Below are 20,700 nucleotides of genomic sequence, written 5' to 3'. Positions count from 1 at the left end.
ACTGACGAATGAAGGGAGTGAGTAGATGCCAAGCGTGCGCGAACTGCGCTCCCGCATTCGTAGTGTGAGCTCGGTCAAGAAGATCACTCAGGCGCAGGAGCTGATCGCGACCTCGCGTATCGGCAAGGCACAGGCGCGCGTCGCCGCCGCCAAGCCGTATGCCGAGGAGATCACCAAGGTGCTCGCCGAACTGGCAAGCGCCAGTGGCAATCTCACCCATCCGCTGCTGTCCGAGCGGCCGAACCCGCGGCGTGCCGCGGTGCTGGTGATCACCAGTGACCGCGGTATGTGCGGTGGCTACAACTCCAATGTGCTCAAGCGCACCGAGGAGCTGGTAACCACACTGCGCTCCGAGGGCAAGGAGCCGGTGCTGTACGTCATGGGCGCCAAGGGCCTGACCTACTACACCTTCCGCAACCGCGAGGTGACCGGTTCGTGGGTGGGCTTCTCCCAGTCGCCCAACTACGCCGACGCCTCCGCCGCGTGCAACCACCTGGTCGAGGCGTTCATGGCGGGCGCCGACGGCGAGGTCGAAACCCCCAACGGGGTGGGCACCATGGCCGGCGTCGACGAACTGCACATCGTGTACACGCGCTTCGTGTCGATGCTGACGCAGACCCCCGAGGTCCGCCGCCTGGCCCCGATCCAGGTGAGCTTCGTGGACGAGAGCTTCGACCTGGGGCCGGACAGCTTCACCGACTCGGCGTCGGCGGAGCCCACGGCCCAGTACGAGTTCGAGCCGGACGCGAGCACCCTGCTGGGTGCGCTGCTGCCGAAGTACATCAATACGCGGATCTACGCGTCGCTGCTCGATGCGGCGGCATCGGAGTCGGCTGCGCGCCGCACCGCAATGAAGGCCGCGACGGACAACGCCACCGAGCTGGTGAATTCGCTGACTCGGACCGCGAACTCGTTGCGTCAGGCCGGAATTACGCAGGAAATCACCGAAATCGTCGGCGGCGCCAACGCGCTGGCATCGAGCTCGAGCGACTAAGCCCAGGAAGAGAACCCAATGACCGCAGCTGTCAGCAAAGAGAACCGGGTTGGCGCCGGCACCGGCCGCGTCTCCCGCGTCATCGGTCCCGTCGTGGACGTCGAGTTCCCGCGGGGCTCCATCCCCGACCTGTACAACGCCCTGCACGTGGACATCGCGCTCGCGTCGGTGGCCAAGACGCTGACCCTCGAGGTCGCGCAGCACCTGGGCGACAACATCGTTCGCACGATTTCCATGCAGCCGACCGACGGTCTGGTCCGTGGCGTCGAGGTGCGCGACTCCGGCAAGCCGATCTCGGTGCCCGTCGGTGACGTCGTCAAGGGCCACGTGTTCAACGCCCTCGGCGACTGCCTGGACTCCCCGGGTCTGGGCCGCGACGGCGAGCAGTGGGGCATCCACCGCCAGCCGCCCGCCTTCGACCAGCTCGAGGGCAAGACCGAGATCCTGGAGACGGGCATCAAGGTCATCGACCTGCTCACCCCGTACGTGAAGGGTGGCAAGATCGGTCTGTTCGGTGGTGCCGGCGTCGGCAAGACCGTGCTGATCCAGGAGATGATCACCCGTATCGCGCGTGAGTTCTCCGGCACGTCCGTGTTCGCGGGCGTCGGTGAGCGCACCCGTGAGGGCACCGACCTGCACCTGGAAATGGAAGAGATGGGCGTCCTCCAGGACACCGCCCTCGTCTTCGGCCAGATGGACGAGCCGCCGGGCACCCGTATGCGCGTCGCCCTCTCGGCCCTGACCATGGCCGAGTACTTCCGTGACGTGCAGAACCAGGACGTGCTGCTCTTCATCGACAACATCTTCCGGTTCACCCAGGCCGGTTCCGAGGTCTCGACCCTGCTGGGTCGCATGCCCTCGGCCGTGGGTTACCAGCCCACCTTGGCCGACGAGATGGGTCAGCTGCAGGAGCGCATCACCTCGACCCGTGGCCGTTCGATCACGTCCATGCAGGCCATCTACGTGCCCGCCGACGACTACACCGACCCGGCCCCGGCGACCACCTTCGCGCACTTGGACGCCACCACCGAGCTCTCGCGTCCGATTTCGCAGAAGGGCATCTACCCGGCCGTCGACCCGCTGACCTCGACCTCTCGTATCCTCGAGGCGTCGATCGTGGGCGAGCGGCACTTCCGGGTGGCCAACGAGGTCAAGCGCATCCTGCAGAAGTACAAGGAACTGCAGGACATCATCGCCATCCTCGGCATGGACGAGCTCTCCGAAGAGGACAAGGTCCTCGTCGGCCGCGCCCGTCGTCTGGAGAAATTCCTCGGCCAGAACTTCATCGTGGCCGAGAAGTTCACCGGTCAGCCGGGTTCGGTCGTGCCGCTGGAGCAGACCATCGACGACTTCGATCGCGTCTGCAAGGGCGAGTTCGATCACTTCCCGGAGCAGGCGTTCAACTCCTGCGGTGGTCTCGACGACGTCGAGAAGGCCGCGAAGAAGATCGCCGGAAAGTAGTCGCACATGGCTGAAATGTCGGTCGATCTGGTCGCCGTCGAACGGCGACTGTGGTCGGGCACCGCGTCTTTCGTGAGTGCCCAGACCACGGAGGGCGAAATCGGCATCATGCCGAACCACGAGCCGCTGCTCGGCCAGCTGGTCGACGGTGGCACCGTGTCCATCCACTCCACCGATGGCGAGAAGATCATCGCGGCGGTGCACGGCGGATTCTTCTCCGTCACCGCCACCTCGGTGCGCGTGCTGGCGGAATCCGCTGAACTCGCGGCGGATATCGACGAGGCGGCCGCGCGTGCCGTGCTCGCCGACAGCGAGGCCGGCGACGCCGCCAAGGTGGTCGCGCAGGGCCGGGTGCGTGCCCTGGAGAAGGCCAAGGCCTGATCCGAGTTCTCTTCGCAGCGCGGCGGTTCCGGGATTTCCCGGGGCCGTCGCGCTGTTGTTTTTCCGGGTGTGGTTAGAATCATGCCGCCGAGTCTCGGCAATTCCGGTTCTTCAGCTTTGCTTTTCCAGCATTACCTCAATGAGTTGGCGCAGCGCGGTCGCCCTCGGGTAGGTGCGGCCTCGCCACGATGAGCGAGGGGTGAATGAGCAGGTTTGTTTCCATCGCGGCGGCCGTGATCGTCGCCGGTATCGGATTCTTCGCACCCGGGTCGGCCGCGGCGGATGTGGTCGTGCCGCTGCCGGACGGATATATCGAGGGCCCCGGGGTGAAAATCACCAGTCGCGGTGAGCGCGCGATTGTTTCGCCCTCGCTCGCGGTCAACGGGGCCGGTCGTTCGACCTGGGTCTCGGGCACTGTGACGGCCGAGGTGCAGACCCCGGACGGCGAGGTCGGGCCGAACAACGGACCACGAAATTTCCCGGGTACCAATAATTCCGGGACACACGGCTCGTCCAATCTCACGGTCGGCTATATCGTCGGCTGCCAGGTCGCCCTGGGTTCGTTCAGCGGCAGTACGTCGGTCGGTATCAGCACGACCCCGAGTCTCTCGGTCGGTTTCAGCTTTCCGTTGTCGCCGGGTGAGGTGAAATGGGTCGCCATCAACAACATCGAACTCATCAAGAGCGGCACCTACGACATTCAGTATCAGGACGTTCCGATGGAGATTCAGGGCTGCGGCGGTTACGCGCAGGCCCGGCAGGTCTCCGTGGTGGAGATCATCGGCACGGACTACGCCAAGGTCACCCTCTACGGCCAGCCGTTCAGCATCGGCTGACCGCACCACTGACGACGCGAAGGGATCGCATGTTCGGCATGGGGACAGTACGCGGGGGCGGCAGGATGGTCGGGACGGCGTTCGCGGTGGCGGTGGTGCTCGGGCTCCTGCCCGCCGGGACGGCGCGGGGCGACACCTTCATTCCGCTGCCGGGCGGTGAGATCTCCCGGCAGCTACCGGACGGCACCACGGTGACCGTCCGGATCGACGGCGAATCGGTGAAGATCAGCCCGTCGATGGGGGCCACGCCGATCCACCGGAACGTGTGGGCGACCGGTCGCGGCATCGTCGACCTGTCGGGGCCGAGCGCCGCGACGGCCACCATCAAGATCTCGCCCGGCTACGTGGTGGCCTGCCAGGTGGATATCGGCTCGGTCACCGGGAACAACAGCGGCGGCGCGACCGCCGAGCAGGACGCGCAGGGGGCCTGGTCGATATCGCCGAGCGCGGCAGTGGGCGGCGGCATCACGGTGGCGCCCGGCCAGGCGGTGTCCCGGCTGCTGCTCGATATCGAGAAGCCCGACGACTACGGCCAGGAATCGCACAAGCGCTACAACAAGGTGCCGGGTCCGCATGCCAGCGTCAGCTGGATCGACGAGACCTTCTCGGTGGACGGCTGCGGCGGCTACGCGCAGGCTCGCTCGTTCGTCGCCGCCGAGATCGACACCACGAATTTCATCGGCAACGTGGTGCTCTGGGGCCAACCGTTCAGCATGGGCTGAACAGCGCATACGTCACATTCGGCGGATGGCCGGGCTCACCGTTCGCGCGGTCGCTACTATCGACCACACGAGCGGAGTCCGGCCAACGGCCGGGCGCGTGCTCGACGGCGACGTGAACGTGAAGGGACGGAGCGACATTGCAGACCGGGATGGTTCTCCTGATCATTCTGGTGCTGCTGCTCGTCGGCCTGGCACTGGCCTCCACGTACCGGCTGGTCATGCTGCGCCGCGGCGGGACGGCCGCGATCGTGCGCGCACTGCCCGCCCGCGGCCACGGCGGCGGGTGGCGGCACGGGCTGATCCGCTACGACGAGGACACCCTGGTCTTCTACAAGCTCTCCAGCCTGAAGCTGGGACCGGACTTCGCCATGCGTCGCCTCGGCATCGAGGTGAGCGGCCGCCGCAATCCCGACGGCGACGAGTTCGACATCATGACCGATGAGATCGGCATCGTCGAGGTCACCGACGGCGCGGGCACCTACGAACTGGCCCTGGACCGCGGTGCGCGGGCCGCCTTCCTGTCCTGGGTGGAGTCGCGACCCTCCGACCGCATCCGCCGCCGCCCCGGTCTCTAGGGTCGTCGCGCTGTGATCAGCGCTACGGTGGTCGTGTGAGTGTGCACCTGACCCGGATCTACACGCGGACCGGAGACGACGGGACCACCGGACTCAGCGACTTCTCGCGGGTGTCCAAGAACGACCCCCGGCTGACCGCCTACGCCGACTGTGACGAGACCAACGCCGCCATCGGCGTCGCCGTCGCGCTGGGGCAGCCGGACGAGCGAATCCTGAAGGTCCTGCGCCAGATTCAGAACGACCTGTTCGACGCGGGCGCGGATCTGTCCACTCCCGTGGTCGAGGATCCGAAGTACCCGCCGCTGCGGATCACCCAGGCCTATATCGACCGCCTGGAGCGGTGGTGCGACGAGTTCAACGAGGGCCTGGCCCCGCTGAATTCGTTCATTCTCCCCGGCGGCACCCCCTTGGCCGCACTCCTGCACACCGCGCGCACGGTGGCGCGGCGGGCGGAGCGCTCGGCGTGGGCGGCGGTGTCGGCGCATCCCGACGACACCGGCGTGCTGCCCGCGAAATACCTCAACCGGCTGTCGGATCTGCTGTTCATCCTCAGTCGCGTCACCAATCCCGAGGGCGACGTGCTGTGGCAGCCGGGCGGCGGAACCGACTGATTCGCCCGCCGAACTCCCGAGCCGAAACGAAAATCCGTCGCCGACAGGCCGATATCGCGGCACACCGGGGCACTGCGGCGCATACACGCGCGCCCCGCCGCTCGCGATGGATAAGCTACCCCTGTGAGTGAACGGTTTCTGGTGACCGGGGGCAAGCGTCTCGTCGGTGAGGTTGCGGTCGGGGGTGCCAAGAACAGCGTCCTCAAACTGATGGCGGCTGCCCTCCTGGCCGAGGGGACGTCCACGATCACGAACTGCCCGGACATTCTCGATGTGCCGCTCATGGCCGAGGTGCTGCGCGGTCTCGGCTGCGATGTCACGATCGACGCCGGCACGGTGTCGATCACGACGCCGCCGGAACCCAAGTACCACGCGGACTTTCCCGCCGTGACCCAGTTCCGCGCCTCGGTGTGCGTCCTGGGTCCGCTCATGGCGCGGTGCAAGCGGGCCGTGGTGGCGCTGCCGGGCGGTGACGCCATCGGTTCCCGTCCGCTCGACATGCACCAGGCCGGACTGCGGCTGCTCGGCGCGACCAGCGAGATCGAGCACGGCTGCCTGGTGGCGCGCGCCGACGAGCTGCAGGGTGCGCGCATTCGCCTGGACTTCCCGTCGGTGGGCGCGACCGAGAACATCCTGATGGCGGCGGTGCTCGCCGAGGGGCAGACCATCATCGACAACGCCGCGCGGGAACCGGAGATCGTCGATCTGTGCAACATGCTCATCCGCATGGGCGCGAAGGTGGACGGCGCGGGCACCTCGGTGCTCACCATCGACGGCGTGCGCAAGCTGTCACCGGTCACCCATCGGGTGATCGGCGACCGCATCGTCGCCGCCACCTGGGGTATCGCCGCCGCCATGACCCAGGGCGACGTGCGCGTCTCCGGGATCAACCCCAAGCATCTGTCCCTGGTGCTGGACAAGCTGCGCTCCGCGGGCGCGCGGATCTCGTTCGAGCCGGACGGGTTCCGGGTCCTGCAGTCCGAACGTCCGCGCGCGGTGAACTTCTCGACCCTGCCGTTCCCGGGTTTCCCGACCGACCTCCAGCCGATGGCCATCGGTCTGGCCGCGATCGCCGACGGCACCTCGATGATCACCGAGAACATCTTCGAGGCGCGCTTCCGTTTCGTGGAGGAGATGATCCGCCTGGGCGCCGACGCCCGCACCGACGGTCATCACGCTGTGGTGCGCGGGATTCCGCGCCTGTCCAGTGCGCCGGTGTGGTCGTCGGACATCCGCGCGGGCGCGGGCCTGGTGCTGGCCGGTCTGGTCGCGGACGGCAGGACCGAGGTGCACGACGTGTTCCACATCGACCGCGGCTACCCGGATTTCGTGGAGAACCTGCGGTCGCTGGGTGCCGAGATCGAGCGGGTCGGCGCTCCGGAGTGACGGAGCGGTCGCTGCGATGATCGCGAAAACACCCGTTTACCAGGCGATTTGACATGCGAATCAGCACCACGTAACTTATTCCAGGTCAGAGCGACACGGACACCGACCCGGAGCCCCGAGGGCCTGGGAAACGAGGTTGGACGAGGAGCGCCTGACGATCACACTAGCTCCACCTACCAGCGGATTTGGTTCCGTTGAGATGGCTGAGCTAAGCTGTAAAAGTTGCCTCACCGATCGAGCCGGGAATGCCCGGGGCGATGGTGTGTGCGTGTGTTCTTTGAGAACTCAATAGTGTGTCGATGAATGTCAGTGCCAAATATTATTTTGGTTCCGGCGCTTACACCCCCGTGTGGGTGTCGGACATTTAGTCAGCTAATTTCCGGCTGGCGATTGTTTTGCTAGGTTTTCGGACTCTGGTTCGATTATTCTTCTGATTCACCTTCGGGTGTTTCGAGAGTCTTCAACGGAGAGTTTGATCCTGGCTCAGGACGAACGCTGGCGGCGTGCTTAACACATGCAAGTCGAGCGGTAAGGCCCTTCGGGGTACACGAGCGGCGAACGGGTGAGTAACACGTGGGTGATCTGCCTCGCACTCTGGGATAAGCCTGGGAAACTGGGTCTAATACCGGATATGACCACGAATCGCATGGTTTGTGGTGGAAAGGTTTACTGGTGCGAGATGGGCCCGCGGCCTATCAGCTTGTTGGTGGGGTAACGGCCTACCAAGGCGACGACGGGTAGCCGGCCTGAGAGGGCGACCGGCCACACTGGGACTGAGACACGGCCCAGACTCCTACGGGAGGCAGCAGTGGGGAATATTGCACAATGGGCGAAAGCCTGATGCAGCGACGCCGCGTGAGGGATGACGGCCTTCGGGTTGTAAACCTCTTTCGACAGGGACGAAGCGCAAGTGACGGTACCTGTAGAAGAAGCACCGGCCAACTACGTGCCAGCAGCCGCGGTAATACGTAGGGTGCGAGCGTTGTCCGGAATTACTGGGCGTAAAGAGCTTGTAGGCGGTCTGTCGCGTCGATCGTGAAAACGTGCAGCTCAACTGCGCGCCTGCGGTCGATACGGGCAGACTAGAGTACTTCAGGGGAGACTGGAATTCCTGGTGTAGCGGTGAAATGCGCAGATATCAGGAGGAACACCGGTGGCGAAGGCGGGTCTCTGGGAAGTAACTGACGCTGAGAAGCGAAAGCGTGGGTAGCGAACAGGATTAGATACCCTGGTAGTCCACGCCGTAAACGGTGGGTACTAGGTGTGGGTTTCCTTCCACGGGATCCGTGCCGTAGCTAACGCATTAAGTACCCCGCCTGGGGAGTACGGCCGCAAGGCTAAAACTCAAAGGAATTGACGGGGGCCCGCACAAGCGGCGGAGCATGTGGATTAATTCGATGCAACGCGAAGAACCTTACCTGGGTTTGACATACACCGGAAAGCCGTAGAGATACGGCCCCCCTTGTGGTCGGTGTACAGGTGGTGCATGGCTGTCGTCAGCTCGTGTCGTGAGATGTTGGGTTAAGTCCCGCAACGAGCGCAACCCTTATCTTATGTTGCCAGCGCGTAATGGCGGGGACTCGTGAGAGACTGCCGGGGTCAACTCGGAGGAAGGTGGGGACGACGTCAAGTCATCATGCCCCTTATGTCCAGGGCTTCACACATGCTACAATGGCCGGTACAGAGGGCTGCGATACCGCGAGGTGGAGCGAATCCCTTAAAGCCGGTCTCAGTTCGGATCGGGGTCTGCAACTCGACCCCGTGAAGTTGGAGTCGCTAGTAATCGCAGATCAGCAACGCTGCGGTGAATACGTTCCCGGGCCTTGTACACACCGCCCGTCACGTCATGAAAGTCGGTAACACCCGAAGCCGGTGGCCTAACCCCTCGTGGGAGGGAGCCGTCGAAGGTGGGATTGGCGATTGGGACGAAGTCGTAACAAGGTAGCCGTACCGGAAGGTGCGGCTGGATCACCTCCTTTCTAAGGAGCACTTCTACACACTGCGTCACACAGGTGATTGTGGGTGTGTCAGAGACCGTTTCGGACCCGAACGTGGTCCGGCGGACGCTCATGGGTGGAACACTGACATGTGCCGAGCCTGGCTCGGATGTAGTCGACACACTGTTGGGTCCTGAAAGAACAGACGTTCTTTCCAGGCAAAAACGACGAGGCTGGCTTTCAGTCATACCGCGCAACGTTGGTTGTGGCTGGTGCTGGGTAAAGGGTCAGGCTTGTGTGTTGTTTGAGAACTGCACAGTGGACGCGAGCATCTTTGTTAGTAAGTGTGTAAGAGCGTACGGTGGATGCCTTGGCACCAGGAGCCGATGAAGGACGTAGGAGGCTGCGATAAGCCTCGGGGAGCTGTCAACCGAGCTGAGATCCGAGGATTTCCGAATGGGGAAACCCAGCACGAGTGATGTCGTGTTACCCGCGCCTGAATATATAGGGTGTGTGGAGGGAACGTGGGGAAGTGAAACATCTCAGTACCCACAGGAAGAGAAAACAACAGTGATTCCGTGAGTAGTGGCGAGCGAAAGCGGATGAGGCTAAACCGTGTGGATGTGATAGCCGGCAGGCGTTGTCCATGCGGGGTCGTGGGATCATTCTTCTCAGTTCTGCCGGACTGAGCGACAGTCAGAAAAGATCGCGTTAGCTGAATTGGTCTGGGATGGCCAACCGTAGACGGTGAGAGTCCGGTAGGCGAAAACGTGTTCTCTGTCGTGGATGACTCCCGAGTAGCAGCGGGCCCGTGAAATCTGCTGTGAATCTGTCGGGACCACCCGATAAGCCTGAATACTACCTGGTGACCGATAGCGGACTAGTACCGTGAGGGAAAGGTGAAAAGTACCCCGGGAGGGGAGTGAAATAGTACCTGAAACCGTGCGCTTACAATCCGTCAGAGCCCTCCTTTGTGGTGGGGTGATGGCGTGCCTTTTGAAGAATGAGCCTGCGAGTCATCGGTATGTGGCGAGGTTAACCCGTGTGGGGTAGCCGTAGCGAAAGCGAGTCCGAATAGGGCGCCCAGAGTCGCATGCTATGGACCCGAAGCGGAGTGATCTACCCATGGCCAGGGTGAAGCGACGGTAAGACGTCGTGGAGGCCCGAACCCACTTAGGTTGAAAACTGAGGGGATGAGCTGTGGGTAGGGGTGAAAGGCCAATCAAACTCCGTGATAGCTGGTTCTCCCCGAAATGCATTTAGGTGCAGCGTCACGTGTTTCACGCCGGAGGTAGAGCTACTGGATGGCCTAGGGGGCCCACAAGCTTACCGAAGTCAGCCAAACTCCGAATGCCGGTGTGTGAGAGCGTGGCAGTGAGACTGCGGGGGATAAGCTTCGTAGTCGAGAGGGAAACAGCCCAGATCGCCGGCTAAGGCCCCTAAGCGTGTACTAAGTGGAAAAGGATGTGGGGTCGCAGAGACAACCAGGAGGTTGGCTTAGAAGCAGCCACCCTTGAAAGAGTGCGTAATAGCTCACTGGTCAAGTGATCCTGCGCCGACAATGTAGCGGGGCTCAAGTACACCGCCGAAGCCGCGGCACTCAGACATTAATCTTGCTTTCGAGCCAGGAGTCTGGGTGGGTAGGGGAGCGTCGTGTAGCCAGGGAAGCAGCAGGGTGACCTAGTTGTGGAGGCTGCGCGAGTGAGAATGCAGGCATGAGTAGCGAAAGACGAGTGAGAAACTCGTCCGCCGAATGACCAAGGGTTCCTGGGCCAGGTTAATCCGCCCAGGGTGAGTCGGGACCTAAGACGAGGCCGACAGGCGTAGCCGATGGACAACGGGTTGATATTCCCGTACCCGTGTACCCGCGCCCAATGGCGAATCAGTTGTGCTAACCGTCCAAAAGCGGATGGACTCCCTTCGGGGAGCCGGAAGTGGCTGCACGGGACCCTGATTGTAGTAGTCAAGCGATGGGGTGACGCAGGAAGGTAGCTGGGCCAGGTGATGGAATACCTGGTGTAAGCCGGTAGGGCGTCGTGTAGGCAAATCCGCACGACATATAGCCTGAGAGGTGATGCGTAGCCGATTGAGGCGAATTCAGTGATCCTATGCTGCCGAGAAAAGCCTCTAGTGAGTTGGTACACGGCCCGTACCCCAAACCGACACAGGTGGTCAGGTAGAGAATACCGAGGCGATCGAGAGAACTGTGGTTAAGGAACTCGGCAAAATGCCCCCGTAACTTCGGGAGAAGGGGGACCACGGCTGGTGACGGAACTTGCTTCCTGAGCTGGTGGTGGTCGCAGAGACCAGAGAGAAGCGACTGTTTACTAAAAACACAGGTCCGTGCGAAGTCGTAAGACGATGTATACGGACTGACGCCTGCCCGGTGCCGGAAGGTTAAGAGGACCGGTTAGCGCTTCGGCGCGAAGCTGAGAATTTAAGCCCCGGTAAACGGCGGTGGTAACTATAACCATCCTAAGGTAGCGAAATTCCTTGTCGGGTAAGTTCCGACCTGCACGAATGGCGTAACGACTTCTCTGCTGTCTCAACCACAGACTCGGCGAAATTGCATTACGAGTAAAGATGCTCGTTACGCGCGGCAGGACGAAAAGACCCCGGGACCTTCACTATAGCTTGGTATTGGTGTTCGGTACGGTTTGTGTAGGATAGGTGGGAGACTGTGAAAGCGGCACGCTAGTGTCGTGGGAGTCGTCGTTGAAATACCACTCTGATCGTATTGGACCTCTAACCTCGGACCCTGATCGGGTTCAGGGACAGTGCCTGGTGGGTAGTTTAACTGGGGCGGTTGCCTCCCAAAATGTAACGGAGGCGCCCAAAGGTTCCCTCAGCCTGGTTGGCAATCAGGTGTCGAGTGCAAGTGCACAAGGGAGCTTGACTGTGAGACAGACATGTCGAGCAGGGACGAAAGTCGGGACTAGTGATCCGGCACCGGCATGTGGAAGCGGTGTCGCTCAACGGATAAAAGGTACCCCGGGGATAACAGGCTGATCTTCCCCAAGAGTCCATATCGACGGGATGGTTTGGCACCTCGATGTCGGCTCGTCGCATCCTGGGGCTGGAGTAGGTCCCAAGGGTTGGGCTGTTCGCCCATTAAAGCGGCACGCGAGCTGGGTTTAGAACGTCGTGAGACAGTTCGGTCTCTATCCGCCGCGCGCGTTAGAAACTTGAGGAAGGCTGTCCCTAGTACGAGAGGACCGGGACGGACGAACCTCTGGTGTGCCAGTTGTTCCGCCAGGAGCACTGCTGGTTGGCCACGTTCGGAAGGGATAACCGCTGAAAGCATCTAAGCGGGAAGCCTGTTCCAAGATGAGGTTTCTCACCCCCTCGAGGGGGTAAGGCCCCCAACAGACCATTGGGTTGATAGGCCAGAACTGGAAGCGCGGTAACGTGTGGAGGTGACTGGTACTAATAGGCCGAGGACTTACCAACAAAGCTGCTACGCGTCCACTGTGCGGTATCTGAAACAACACACGCATGCTCGAGCCCCCGGGTTGGGGTGTTCGTGGTGTGGACAGTTTCATAGAGTTACGGCGGCTATAGCGGTGGGGAAACGCCCGGTCCCATTCCGAACCCGGAAGCTAAGGCCACCTGCGCCGATGGTACTGCACTCGACAGGGTGTGGGAGAGTAGGACACCGCCGGAACATCCTTCGCGAAGGCCCCGACCACACGGTCGGGGCCTTCCGCGTTTCCGGAGAAAGAACCGTCGAATTCCCCTGCCCCCTGGCATTTCCGGCCGGGTTCGGGCACTAGAGTGGTCCCGGTGCGCCTCGTGATTGCTCGCTGCCAAGTGGACTACGTCGGCCGTCTCACCGCTCACCTCCCGATGGCTCGTCGCCTGCTGCTCATGAAGGCGGACGGTTCGGTGCTGGTGCATTCCGACGGCGGTTCGTACAAGCCGTTGAACTGGATGAGCCCGCCGTGCTGGCTGGAGGAGCGTGACAGCGAGACGGAGGCGGCCAAGCTCTGGGTGGTCACCAACAAGGCGGGTGAGGAGCTGCGCATCACCGTCGCGGAGATCGAGCACGATTCCTCACACGAACTGGGTGTGGATCCGGGTCTGGTGAAGGACGGGGTCGAAGCGCATCTGCAGGAGCTGCTGGCCGAGCACATCGAAACCCTCGGCGCGGGTTACACACTCATTCGCCGCGAGTACATGACCGCCATCGGCCCGGTGGACATCCTGTGCCGGGACGCCGACGGCGCGACGGTGGCGGTGGAGATCAAACGCCGCGGCGAGATCGACGGGGTGGAGCAGCTGACCCGCTACCTGGAGCTGCTCAACCGCGACCCGCTGCTGGCCCCGGTCACCGGAGTCTTCGCAGCCCAGCAGATCAAGCCGCAGGCCAAGACCCTCGCAACCGACCGCGGGATCCGCTGCCTCACGCTGGATTACGACGCCCTGCGTGGCACCGAGAGCGACGAATTCCGGCTGTTCTAACCTCGGATCATGCCCCGTCGCAAGCCGAGACCCCAGCAGTCGGCGCGGTCCCACCCGGAACCGCGCCCGCTGGGTGATGTCTTCGGCCGCCAGGAGGAGGGGCCGGGCGGGGAGATGTATGTCGTCCGTACCGTGCCCGGCACCCGTGCCGTCAAGCGCTACCGCTGCCCCGGCTGCGATCAGGAGATCATGCCCGGTGTCGCCCACATAGTCGCCTGGCCCGCCTACGGAGGCGAGGACGACCGCCGCCACTGGCACACCGGCTGCTGGAAAGGCCGACATACCAGGCGAATTACCCGCCGCTGGTCCTAGCCGAGGCTGCTACGCGTCCACTGCGCGGTATCGGAAACAACGGGCGGAAATAGGCGAGGCCGCCCCGTGTGGGGGCGGCCTCGGAGTGGATGGGTGTCGCCCGGTCGGCGTCGAATGTGAGGGACTAGCTGGAGACCTCGGCGTTTTCACGCTGTTCTTCGTCGACGTTCTGCTCTTCCTCGGACTCGGACTTGGAGTCCTGGATGGCCTTGCGACCGGACTGCTTGCTCTGCAGTGAGCGCGGCTCCGGGTTGCCGTCGAGCAGTTCGCTCTCGCGGTTGACCGCGGCCAGCATGGCCGGAACCGAATCGAGCTGACCGCGAATGCCCAAGAGCTGAGCCAACACTCGTCCGCGCAGCACCCGCATCTCCTCGGCCAGCTCCTTGGCGTGCGCGATCTTGCGATCGGCCGTGTTGGTGGCGTTGGTGATGAGGCGGTTGGACTCGTCGGTGGCGTCCTTGATGCGCTGGGCGGCCTCGGCGCGGGAGGTGGCCTCGAGCTCCTCCATGGCGCGGGTGAGCTTGGTGCGACGCTCGGCCATGGTGACCTCGAAGTCCTGCTGCGCGGCCTTGCGCTTGGCCTCGGACTCCTTGGTGATGCGGTCGGCCTCGGCATTGGCGGCGTCGATGATCTTCGCGGCCTCGGCGCGGGCATTGGCGAGGGTCTGCTCGAACTCGACCTCGAGCGCCTCGCGCTTCTCCTTGGTCTCGGAGAGCAGCGATTCGTACTTTCCGCGCATCTCGGCCGCCTGCTGTTCGGCGATCGAGATCATCTCCGCGGCCTCGGCCTGAGCCTGGGCGCGCACCTCGGATGCCTCGTCGGAGGCCAGGCGCAGCATGCGGGAAATGCGGTCGGACATACCTTCCGCGGTGGTCGGCGGCACCGAGAGCCGGTCGACCTCCTTGCGCAGCTCATCGATCTCGTCGCGCGCGTCTTCCAACTGCGCGGCCAGGTTTCGGGCCTGGGCGGCAGCGGCGTCGCGATCGGTAGCGGTTACCCTTAGCTCGGCGTCGAATCGGTCGAAGTAGTTGCGCACCTCATCACGGTCATACCCCTTCCGCACTACGGTAAAGGGCAGAGCGACGAAGCGATTACGATCGGGCTCAGTGGACGACATGCCCCACAAACTACAGCCTGTCGACCACTGATGGTGACCCGACCGCGAATGTTGTTACAGCCTCTTTCCCGTCGTGGATGTCGGTACTAGTGAGTAGTTTTCGCGGCGGGCTCGACGAGTTCGACCAGCACACCGCCAGCATCCTTCGGGTGGATGAAATTGATGCGGGAACCTGCTGTTCCGCCGCGCGGGGCCTCGTACAGCAAACGCAAGCCCCGTGTACGGAGATACTCGGAGACAGCTTCGATATCCGTGACACGGTATGCGAGCTGCTGCAGGCCGGGCCCATTTCGGTCGATGAACTTGGCAATGGTGGAGTCCGCGTTCAGGGGAGCCAGCAACTGGAGAGCACTCGAGCCCGCGGGCGCGCCCGGGCACGACAGCATGGCCTCGTGCACGCCCTGGGCCTCGTTGATCTCCCGATGCGTCTCGACCATGCCGAGATTCTCGACGTACCAGGCGACGGCGGTGTCGAGATCGGGAACGGCGATGCCGACGTGGTCGACGGCGGTCACATACTCCGCGGGGACGAATTCGGGCTTTTCGGTGTTGCTCACGTACCGAACGGTAGCGCGCACCTGAGGAAGAGGGGCGGGAGGCAGCGGGTTACCTTTGAGTAGGGCCTCGACTGTGGCAGGGGTCCGATCATCCGACGTAAGCGAGGGCTCATCGTGACCACCACCGTCATCGTCTCCGGCGCCCGCACCCCGGTGGGGCGGTTGCTGGGATCGCTGAAGGACTTCAGCGGCTCCGATCTGGGCGGCATCGCCATCAAGGCGGCCCTGGAGCAGGGCGGCGTGACGCCCGAACAGGTCGACTACGTGATCATGGGCCAGGTGCTGACCGCGGGCGCGGGGCAGATCCCGGCGCGGCAGGCGGCCGTGGCGGCCGGAATTCCGATGGATGTGCCCGCGCTGACCGTCAACAAGGTCTGTCTGTCCGGCATCAACGCCATCGCGCTGGCGGATCAGCTGATTCGCGCCGGTGAGTACGAGATCGTGGTCGCCGGCGGTATGGAATCCATGTCCCAGGCCCCGCACCTGCTGGAGAAGAGCCGCGAGGGCTTCAAGTACGGCGACGTGACGCTGCGGGACCACATGGCCTACGACGGCCTGCACGACATCTTCACCGATCAGCCCATGGGCGCGCTCACCGAGCAGCGCAACGACACCGACAAGATCAGCCGCGAGGATCAGGACGCCTTCGCCGCCGCCTCGCACCAGAAGGCCGCCGCGGCCTGGAAGAACGGTGTCTTCGCCGACGAGGTCGTGCCGGTCTCCATTCCGCAGCGCAAGGGCGACCCCATCGTGTTCGCCGAGGACGAGGGCATTCGCGCCGACACCACCGCCGAATCGCTGGCCAAGCTGCGTCCGGCCTTCCGCAAGGACGGCTCCATCACCGCGGGTACCGCCTCGCAGATCTCCGACGGCGCGGCCGCGGTGGTCGTGATGTCCAAGGCCAAGGCCGAGGAACTGGGCCTGACCTGGATCGCCGAGATCGGCGCGGCCGGTGTGGTCGCGGGGCCGGACTCCACCCTCCAGGACCAGCCCGCCAACGCCATCCTGAAAGCCTGTGAGCGGGAGGGTATCTCGCCCGCCGATCTGGATCTGGTGGAGATCAACGAGGCCTTCGCCGCCGTCGGCGTGGCGTCCACCCGCACGCTCGGCATCGACCCGGAGAAGGTCAATGTCAACGGCGGGGCCATCGCCATCGGCCACCCGCTCGGCATGTCCGGCGCCCGCATCCTGCTGCACCTGGCCTACGAGCTGAAGCGGCGTGGCGGCGGCGTCGGCGCGGCCGCGCTGTGCGGTGGCGGCGGCCAGGGCGACGCCCTGATCGTCCGCGTCTAGCACTCCGGCGGACCATTGTGACCACCTCCACTACAAGGTGTCGTAGGTCTCAGGGCACAATGGTCCGCATGGGTGATTTCTTCGATCTCGGCACGGTGGCGAAGCGCTTCCGATTCTTCGCGGTGCTCGAGGCGGTGTCCTGGGCGGGTCTGCTGATCGGAATGGCGTTCAAGTGGATTCCGCGCCTGCTGGACGCCTTGAATCTCGGCGTGACCGATCCGCAGATCGTGGTCGGGGTGAAGATCTTCGGTCCGATCCACGGCGGCGTGTTCATCTTCTACGTGCTCATCGCCCTGCTGGCGGCGCGGGAACTGGAGTGGAACCGCCGGACCACGCTGTTGGCGCTGGTCGCGAGCATTCCGCCGTTCGCCACCGTCTGGTTCGAGCGCTGGGCCGTCCGCACCGGGCAGTTGGGTGAGCTGAGCGCGGGCGCCGCGGCGGAAGGCGCCGCCCCGGCCGCGACGCGTTCGTGACAGACTGGATGTCGTGACTCGACCTGCACGACGACCTTCAGCCGCCGTCGCCGCCGCTATGTCCGGTGCGGTGGATCTGTCCGCATTGAAGCAGCCCGCGGTGAGCGGGGACGCTCCCCAGGGGCACGCCGTCACCGAGGCTGACTTCGAAACCAAGGTGCTGCGCCGCTCCACCCAGGTGCCGGTGGTGGTGGCGCTGTACTCCCAGCGCAGCCCCGGCAGCATCGAACTGGTGAAACTGCTGGAGAAGCTGGCCGCCGAAACCACCGACTGGGATCTGGCCAGCATCGAGGCCGAGGCCAATATGCGCATCGCGCAGGCCTTCGGGGTGCAGGGCATCCCGACGGTGGTCGCGGTGGCCGCGGGGCAGCCGCTCGCCGACTTCACCGGCAACCAGCCGGAGGAGCAGGTGCGGCAGTGGCTCGCCGCCGTCGTGGACGCGGTGCGCGGCAAACTGCCCGGTGTCGGCGAGGGCGGCGAGGGGGAGCCGGAAGCGCCGGAGGACCCGCGCTTCGTGGCGGCCGAAGAAGCCTTGGAGCGTGGGGATTTCGCCACCGCCGAGGCCGCGTACCAGGCCATCCTCAATGCCGAGCCCGGCAATGCCGAGGCCAAGGCCGCGCTGCGCCAGGTGCAGTTCGTGGCCCGGGTCCAGGAGTTGGACCCGAGTTCGGTCGCCAAGGCCGACGCCGATCCGGCGGATCTCGACGCGGCCCTGGCCGCCGCCGATCTGGAAATGTTCAACCAGCAGCCGGAGCAGGCCTTCGAGCGTCTCATCGCGCTGGTGAAGCGCACCGCGGGCGATGATCGCACCCGCGTCCGCACCCATCTGCTGGAACTGTTCGAACTGTTCGATCCGGCCGAGCCCATCGTGGTGGCGGCCCGGCGCAAGTTGGCCGCCGCGCTCTACTGACCCGGTCGGTAGCGGCCGCATCGACCAGCACCGGTTCCCCGGCTTCACCCGAAGTGGGGGAACCGGTGCGTTTCATCAGGCGTCCGGCGTGGTGCCCGAGTTGGCGCTCATGGTGCTGAGCGACTTGATCACGTCGACCAGGGCCGAGGACGAGCCGGTGCCGCTCGGGTCGGGCTCACCGGGCGCGACGACCGGCGCGACGGTGACCGGGACGTCGGCGGCGGCCATACCGGCGCCCGCGCCCAGGAATCCGGCCGCGGCGGCGGCGATGAACATGGCGGTACCCAGCTTCTTCATGGAGATCTGTTCCTCTTCGGTGGATCTGAATTTGTTACGTTTCGGTTGCGACGCCGCACGGTCAAATCCACTACATGCCAACCGATCTCGGCAGACCCGAATGTCCGTGCCCCCATTTCCGGGGGCCATGAGCGGCAGGCGGGAGACTCACTCCGGGGTGAGCCACAGCGCACTGTTGGGGGCCAGCGTGACCGCCGCCGACACCGGACGGCCGTGCCGAGGCTCGCCGTCCGCGGACACCCCGCCCAGATTCCCGATTCCGCTGCCGCCGTAGGCCGTGGCATCGGTATTGAGAATCTCCCGCCAGCGCCCGCCGAACGGCAATCCCACCCGGTAATCCGGCTGCTCGGCGCCGGAGAAGTTGTACACGCACGCGATGATGGCGCCGTCGCTGCCGTAGCGCAGGAACGACAGCACATTGCGGTCGCGGTCGTCGGCGTCGATCCACGAGTAACCGCCGGGTGAGGTGTCCTGGCTCCACAGCGCGCGATGCCCGGTGTACAGCTCGTTGAGGTCGCGCACCAGCGTGTGGATGCCCCGGTGCAGCGGGTTGTCGAGTTCGTACCAGTCCAGGCCGCGGTCGTGGTCCCACTCCCGGAACTGGCCGAATTCCTGTCCCATGAACAGCAACTGCTTACCCGGATGCGACCACATGTACGCCAGCAGGGCGCGTACGCCGCTCGCTCTGGCGAAATCGTCGCCGGGCATGCGCGTCCACAGGGTGCCCTTGCCGTGCACGACCTCGTCGTGGCTGATGGGCAGCACGTAGTTCTCGCTCCAGGCGTAGGTGAGCGAGAAGGTGATCTCGTTGTGGTGCCAGGTGCGGTGCACCGGATCGTGGCCGAGATAGCCGAGCGTGTCGTGCATCCAGCCCATATTCCATTTCATGGAGAAGCCCAGCCCGCCGACCTCGGTGGAGCGGGTGACGCCGGGCCAGGTGGTGGACTCCTCGGCGACGGTGAGCACACCCGGATGGTGGCCGTGCACGGTGGCGTTCATCTCCTGCAGGAAGGCGACGGCCTCCAGATTCTCGCGGCCGCCGTGCGCATTGGGCTCCCAGCCGCCCTCGGGGCGCGAATAGTCGAGGTACAGCATGGAGGCGACGGCGTCCACCCGCAGACCGTCGATGTGGAATTCCTCGATCCAGTAGCGGGCGTTGGCGACCAGGAAATTGCGCACCTCGTTGCGGCCGAAGTCGAAAACATAGGTGCCCCAGTCGAGTTGCTCACCGCGACGCGGGTCGGGGTGTTCGTAGAGGGCGGTGCCGTCGAAGCGGGCCAGTGCCCATTCGTCGCGCGGGAAGTGGGCGGGCACCCAGTCCAGGAGGACGCCGATGCCCTTGCGGTGCAGGTGATCCACGAACCAGCGGAAGTCGTCGGGGGAGCCGAATCGCGCGGTGGGGGCGTAGTAGGAGGTGACCTGGTAGCCCCAGGAGCCGCCGAAGGGGTGTTCGGCCACCGGCAGCAGCTCCACATGGGTGAAGCCCTGGGCGGCAACGTATTCGGCCAGCTGCTCGGCGAGCGCCCGATAACCGAGGCCGGGCCGCCAGGAGCCGAGGTGCACCTCGTAGACGCTGATCGGCGCGCGGGTGGGATCGAGCCGGGCGCGGGCGCGCAGCCACCGGTCGTCACCCCACTCGAAGGTGCTCGCGGTGATCACCGAGGCGGTGGCGGGCGGTGGCTCGGTGGCGAAGGCCAGCGGATCGGCGTGGTCGACGACCCGGCCGTCGGCGCCGTGCACGCGGTACTTGTACTTGTCGCCCGGACCCAGCCCCGGCACGAACAGCTCCCAGACGCCGGAGCCGCCGAGCCGCCGCATGGGCGCGGTGTGCCCGCTCCACCGGTCGAAGTCGCCGATGACCGCCACCCCGCGGGCGTTCGGGGCCCAGACCGCGAACGAGGTGCCGGTCACCTCGCCGTCCAGCGTGGTGTAGCGGCGCGGATGCGCGCCCAGCGCCTCCCACAGCCGCTGGTGCCGTCCCTCGCCGATCAGGTGCAGATCCAGCTCCCCGAGGGTGGGCAGGAAGCGGTAGCCGTCGGCGTCCACGGTGGTGCGCCCGCCCGGATACGAGGTGACCAGGCGGTAGTCCCACAGCTCCGGGAACGGGACCACGCCCTCGAACACCCCGTGTTCGAGGTGCTCGAGCGGATGGTCGGCGTCGCCGATGCGGGCCGCCACGGTGTCGGCGTGCGGGCGCAGCGCCCGGATCACCGTGCCACCGGGGTGCGGATGCGCGCCCAGCACCGTATGCGGGTCCGGGTGGGTGCCCGCCGCCAACAGCATGAGGTCACGACGGTTCATGCGGGGCATTCCGGGCGAACGGGCTCACGGCTGGCGCACACATCTGCCAACTTACTGCGCGGCACTCGGCGCGGCG

The 20,700-nt window shown here is 64.8% G+C and carries 17 protein-coding genes and 3 rRNA genes; 16 read left to right on the top strand and 4 right to left on the bottom strand.

Features of this window, described 5'->3' with window-relative positions; translation table 11 throughout:
• The first annotated feature begins 25 nt into the window (after positions 1–25).
• From FOH10_RS24970 to FOH10_RS24910, 13 genes are all read left to right on the top strand, one after another.
• Positions 26–994, top strand: a complete 969-nt coding sequence (locus FOH10_RS24970; RefSeq protein ID WP_143982555.1) for a F0F1 ATP synthase subunit gamma — start codon at positions 26–28, stop codon at positions 992–994.
• Between the two features lie 18 nt (positions 995–1,012).
• Positions 1,013–2,455, top strand: a complete 1,443-nt coding sequence (gene atpD / locus FOH10_RS24965; protein ID WP_143982554.1) for a F0F1 ATP synthase subunit beta — start codon at positions 1,013–1,015, stop codon at positions 2,453–2,455.
• Between the two features lie 6 nt (positions 2,456–2,461).
• Positions 2,462–2,836 (top strand): F0F1 ATP synthase subunit epsilon, encoded by a 375-nt coding sequence (locus FOH10_RS24960; protein ID WP_143982553.1) that lies wholly within the window; start codon positions 2,462–2,464, stop codon positions 2,834–2,836.
• Between the two features lie 203 nt (positions 2,837–3,039).
• Positions 3,040–3,672, top strand: coding sequence for an MspA family porin (locus FOH10_RS24955; protein WP_143982552.1), 633 nt, complete (start codon positions 3,040–3,042; stop codon positions 3,670–3,672).
• Positions 3,673–3,710: 38 nt separating this feature from the next.
• Positions 3,711–4,394 (top strand): MspA family porin, encoded by a 684-nt coding sequence (locus FOH10_RS24950; protein ID WP_143982551.1) that lies wholly within the window; start codon positions 3,711–3,713, stop codon positions 4,392–4,394.
• 149 nt (positions 4,395–4,543) lie between these two features.
• A complete protein-coding gene (locus FOH10_RS24945) occupies positions 4,544–4,969 on the top strand; it encodes a DUF2550 domain-containing protein (protein ID WP_029925836.1) in 426 nt (141 codons plus the stop codon).
• A gap of 35 nt (positions 4,970–5,004) precedes the next feature.
• Entirely contained in the window at positions 5,005–5,580 is a 576-nt protein-coding gene (locus FOH10_RS24940) for a cob(I)yrinic acid a,c-diamide adenosyltransferase (RefSeq protein ID WP_143982550.1), read from the top strand.
• Between the two features lie 123 nt (positions 5,581–5,703).
• Entirely contained in the window at positions 5,704–6,966 is a 1,263-nt protein-coding gene (gene murA, locus FOH10_RS24935) for a UDP-N-acetylglucosamine 1-carboxyvinyltransferase (RefSeq protein WP_143982549.1), read from the top strand.
• Positions 6,967–7,426: 460 nt separating this feature from the next.
• Positions 7,427–8,945 (top strand): 16S ribosomal RNA (locus tag FOH10_RS24930).
• A 296-nt stretch (positions 8,946–9,241) separates the two neighbouring features.
• Positions 9,242–12,353: ribosomal RNA gene (locus tag FOH10_RS24925) — 23S ribosomal RNA — on the top strand.
• Positions 12,354–12,450: 97 nt separating this feature from the next.
• Positions 12,451–12,567: ribosomal RNA gene (gene rrf, locus FOH10_RS24920) — 5S ribosomal RNA — on the top strand.
• The 16S, 23S and 5S rRNA genes sit together here, the layout of an rRNA operon.
• 119 nt (positions 12,568–12,686) lie before the next feature.
• Complete coding sequence (gene nucS, locus FOH10_RS24915) at positions 12,687–13,364, top strand: endonuclease NucS (RefSeq protein WP_039810709.1); 678 nt, start codon at positions 12,687–12,689, stop codon at positions 13,362–13,364.
• 9 nt (positions 13,365–13,373) lie between these two features.
• Entirely contained in the window at positions 13,374–13,676 is a 303-nt protein-coding gene (locus FOH10_RS24910; protein WP_143982548.1) for an ATP/GTP-binding protein, read from the top strand.
• A 124-nt stretch (positions 13,677–13,800) separates the two neighbouring features.
• Here the strand turns inward: FOH10_RS24910 and FOH10_RS24905 are convergent, their stop codons facing one another.
• Both FOH10_RS24905 and mce read right to left on the bottom strand, forming a co-directional pair.
• The gene (locus FOH10_RS24905; protein WP_029926480.1) at positions 13,801–14,793 is read right to left on the bottom strand and encodes a coiled-coil domain-containing protein; all 993 of its coding nucleotides are present in this window, start codon (positions 14,791–14,793) and stop codon (positions 13,801–13,803) included.
• Between the two features lie 86 nt (positions 14,794–14,879).
• On the bottom strand, positions 14,880–15,350 hold the full coding sequence (gene mce / locus FOH10_RS24900) for a methylmalonyl-CoA epimerase (RefSeq protein ID WP_244961365.1): 471 nt from the start codon (positions 15,348–15,350) through the stop codon (positions 14,880–14,882).
• A gap of 114 nt (positions 15,351–15,464) precedes the next feature.
• Between mce and FOH10_RS24895 the strand changes: the two genes are divergently transcribed.
• From FOH10_RS24895 to FOH10_RS24885, 3 genes are read left to right on the top strand one after another with little or no spacing between them, the layout of a single operon-like run.
• Positions 15,465–16,643 (top strand): acetyl-CoA C-acetyltransferase, encoded by a 1,179-nt coding sequence (locus FOH10_RS24895; RefSeq protein WP_143982547.1) that lies wholly within the window; start codon positions 15,465–15,467, stop codon positions 16,641–16,643.
• Between the two features lie 59 nt (positions 16,644–16,702).
• On the top strand, positions 16,703–17,116 hold the full coding sequence (locus tag FOH10_RS24890; RefSeq protein WP_143982546.1) for a DUF3817 domain-containing protein: 414 nt from the start codon (positions 16,703–16,705) through the stop codon (positions 17,114–17,116).
• Positions 17,117–17,174: 58 nt separating this feature from the next.
• Positions 17,175–18,026 (top strand): tetratricopeptide repeat protein, encoded by an 852-nt coding sequence (locus FOH10_RS24885; RefSeq protein WP_029926488.1) that lies wholly within the window; start codon positions 17,175–17,177, stop codon positions 18,024–18,026.
• Between the two features lie 75 nt (positions 18,027–18,101).
• Here the strand turns inward: FOH10_RS24885 and FOH10_RS24880 are convergent, their stop codons facing one another.
• Both FOH10_RS24880 and glgB read right to left on the bottom strand, forming a co-directional pair.
• On the bottom strand, positions 18,102–18,323 hold the full coding sequence (locus FOH10_RS24880; RefSeq protein ID WP_029926490.1) for a hypothetical protein: 222 nt from the start codon (positions 18,321–18,323) through the stop codon (positions 18,102–18,104).
• A 147-nt stretch (positions 18,324–18,470) separates the two neighbouring features.
• Positions 18,471–20,624, bottom strand: a complete 2,154-nt coding sequence (glgB, locus tag FOH10_RS24875) for a 1,4-alpha-glucan branching protein GlgB (RefSeq protein WP_143982545.1) — start codon at positions 20,622–20,624, stop codon at positions 18,471–18,473.
• Between the last annotated feature and the right edge of the window lie 76 nt (positions 20,625–20,700).

The organism is Nocardia otitidiscaviarum, assembly GCF_007362295.1.
Lineage (GTDB): Bacteria > Actinomycetota > Actinomycetes > Mycobacteriales > Mycobacteriaceae > Nocardia > Nocardia otitidiscaviarum.
This window is presented reverse-complemented; position numbering and strand designations above follow the sequence as displayed.

Bases quoted from the DNA above. Each gene is read 5' to 3' on its own strand.
- FOH10_RS24905 (WP_029926480.1), bottom strand. From the start codon at position 14,793: ATGTCGTCCACTGAGCCCGATCGTAATCGCTTCGTCGCTCTGCCCTTT.
- FOH10_RS24885 (WP_029926488.1), top strand. From the start codon at position 17,175: ATGTCCGGTGCGGTGGATCTGTCCGCATTGAAGCAGCCCGCGGTGAGC.
- glgB (WP_143982545.1), bottom strand. From the start codon at position 20,624: ATGAACCGTCGTGACCTCATGCTGTTGGCGGCGGGCACCCACCCGGAC.
- FOH10_RS24950 (WP_143982551.1), top strand. From the start codon at position 3,711: ATGGGGACAGTACGCGGGGGCGGCAGGATGGTCGGGACGGCGTTCGCG.
- FOH10_RS24945 (WP_029925836.1), top strand. From the start codon at position 4,544: ATGGTTCTCCTGATCATTCTGGTGCTGCTGCTCGTCGGCCTGGCACTG.
- FOH10_RS24910 (WP_143982548.1), top strand. From the start codon at position 13,374: ATGCCCCGTCGCAAGCCGAGACCCCAGCAGTCGGCGCGGTCCCACCCG.
- FOH10_RS24880 (WP_029926490.1), bottom strand. From the start codon at position 18,323: ATGAAGAAGCTGGGTACCGCCATGTTCATCGCCGCCGCCGCGGCCGGA.
- FOH10_RS24960 (WP_143982553.1), top strand. From the start codon at position 2,462: ATGGCTGAAATGTCGGTCGATCTGGTCGCCGTCGAACGGCGACTGTGG.
- FOH10_RS24890 (WP_143982546.1), top strand. From the start codon at position 16,703: ATGGTCCGCATGGGTGATTTCTTCGATCTCGGCACGGTGGCGAAGCGC.
- atpD (WP_143982554.1), top strand. From the start codon at position 1,013: ATGACCGCAGCTGTCAGCAAAGAGAACCGGGTTGGCGCCGGCACCGGC.
- FOH10_RS24955 (WP_143982552.1), top strand. From the start codon at position 3,040: ATGAGCAGGTTTGTTTCCATCGCGGCGGCCGTGATCGTCGCCGGTATC.
- FOH10_RS24970 (WP_143982555.1), top strand. From the start codon at position 26: ATGCCAAGCGTGCGCGAACTGCGCTCCCGCATTCGTAGTGTGAGCTCG.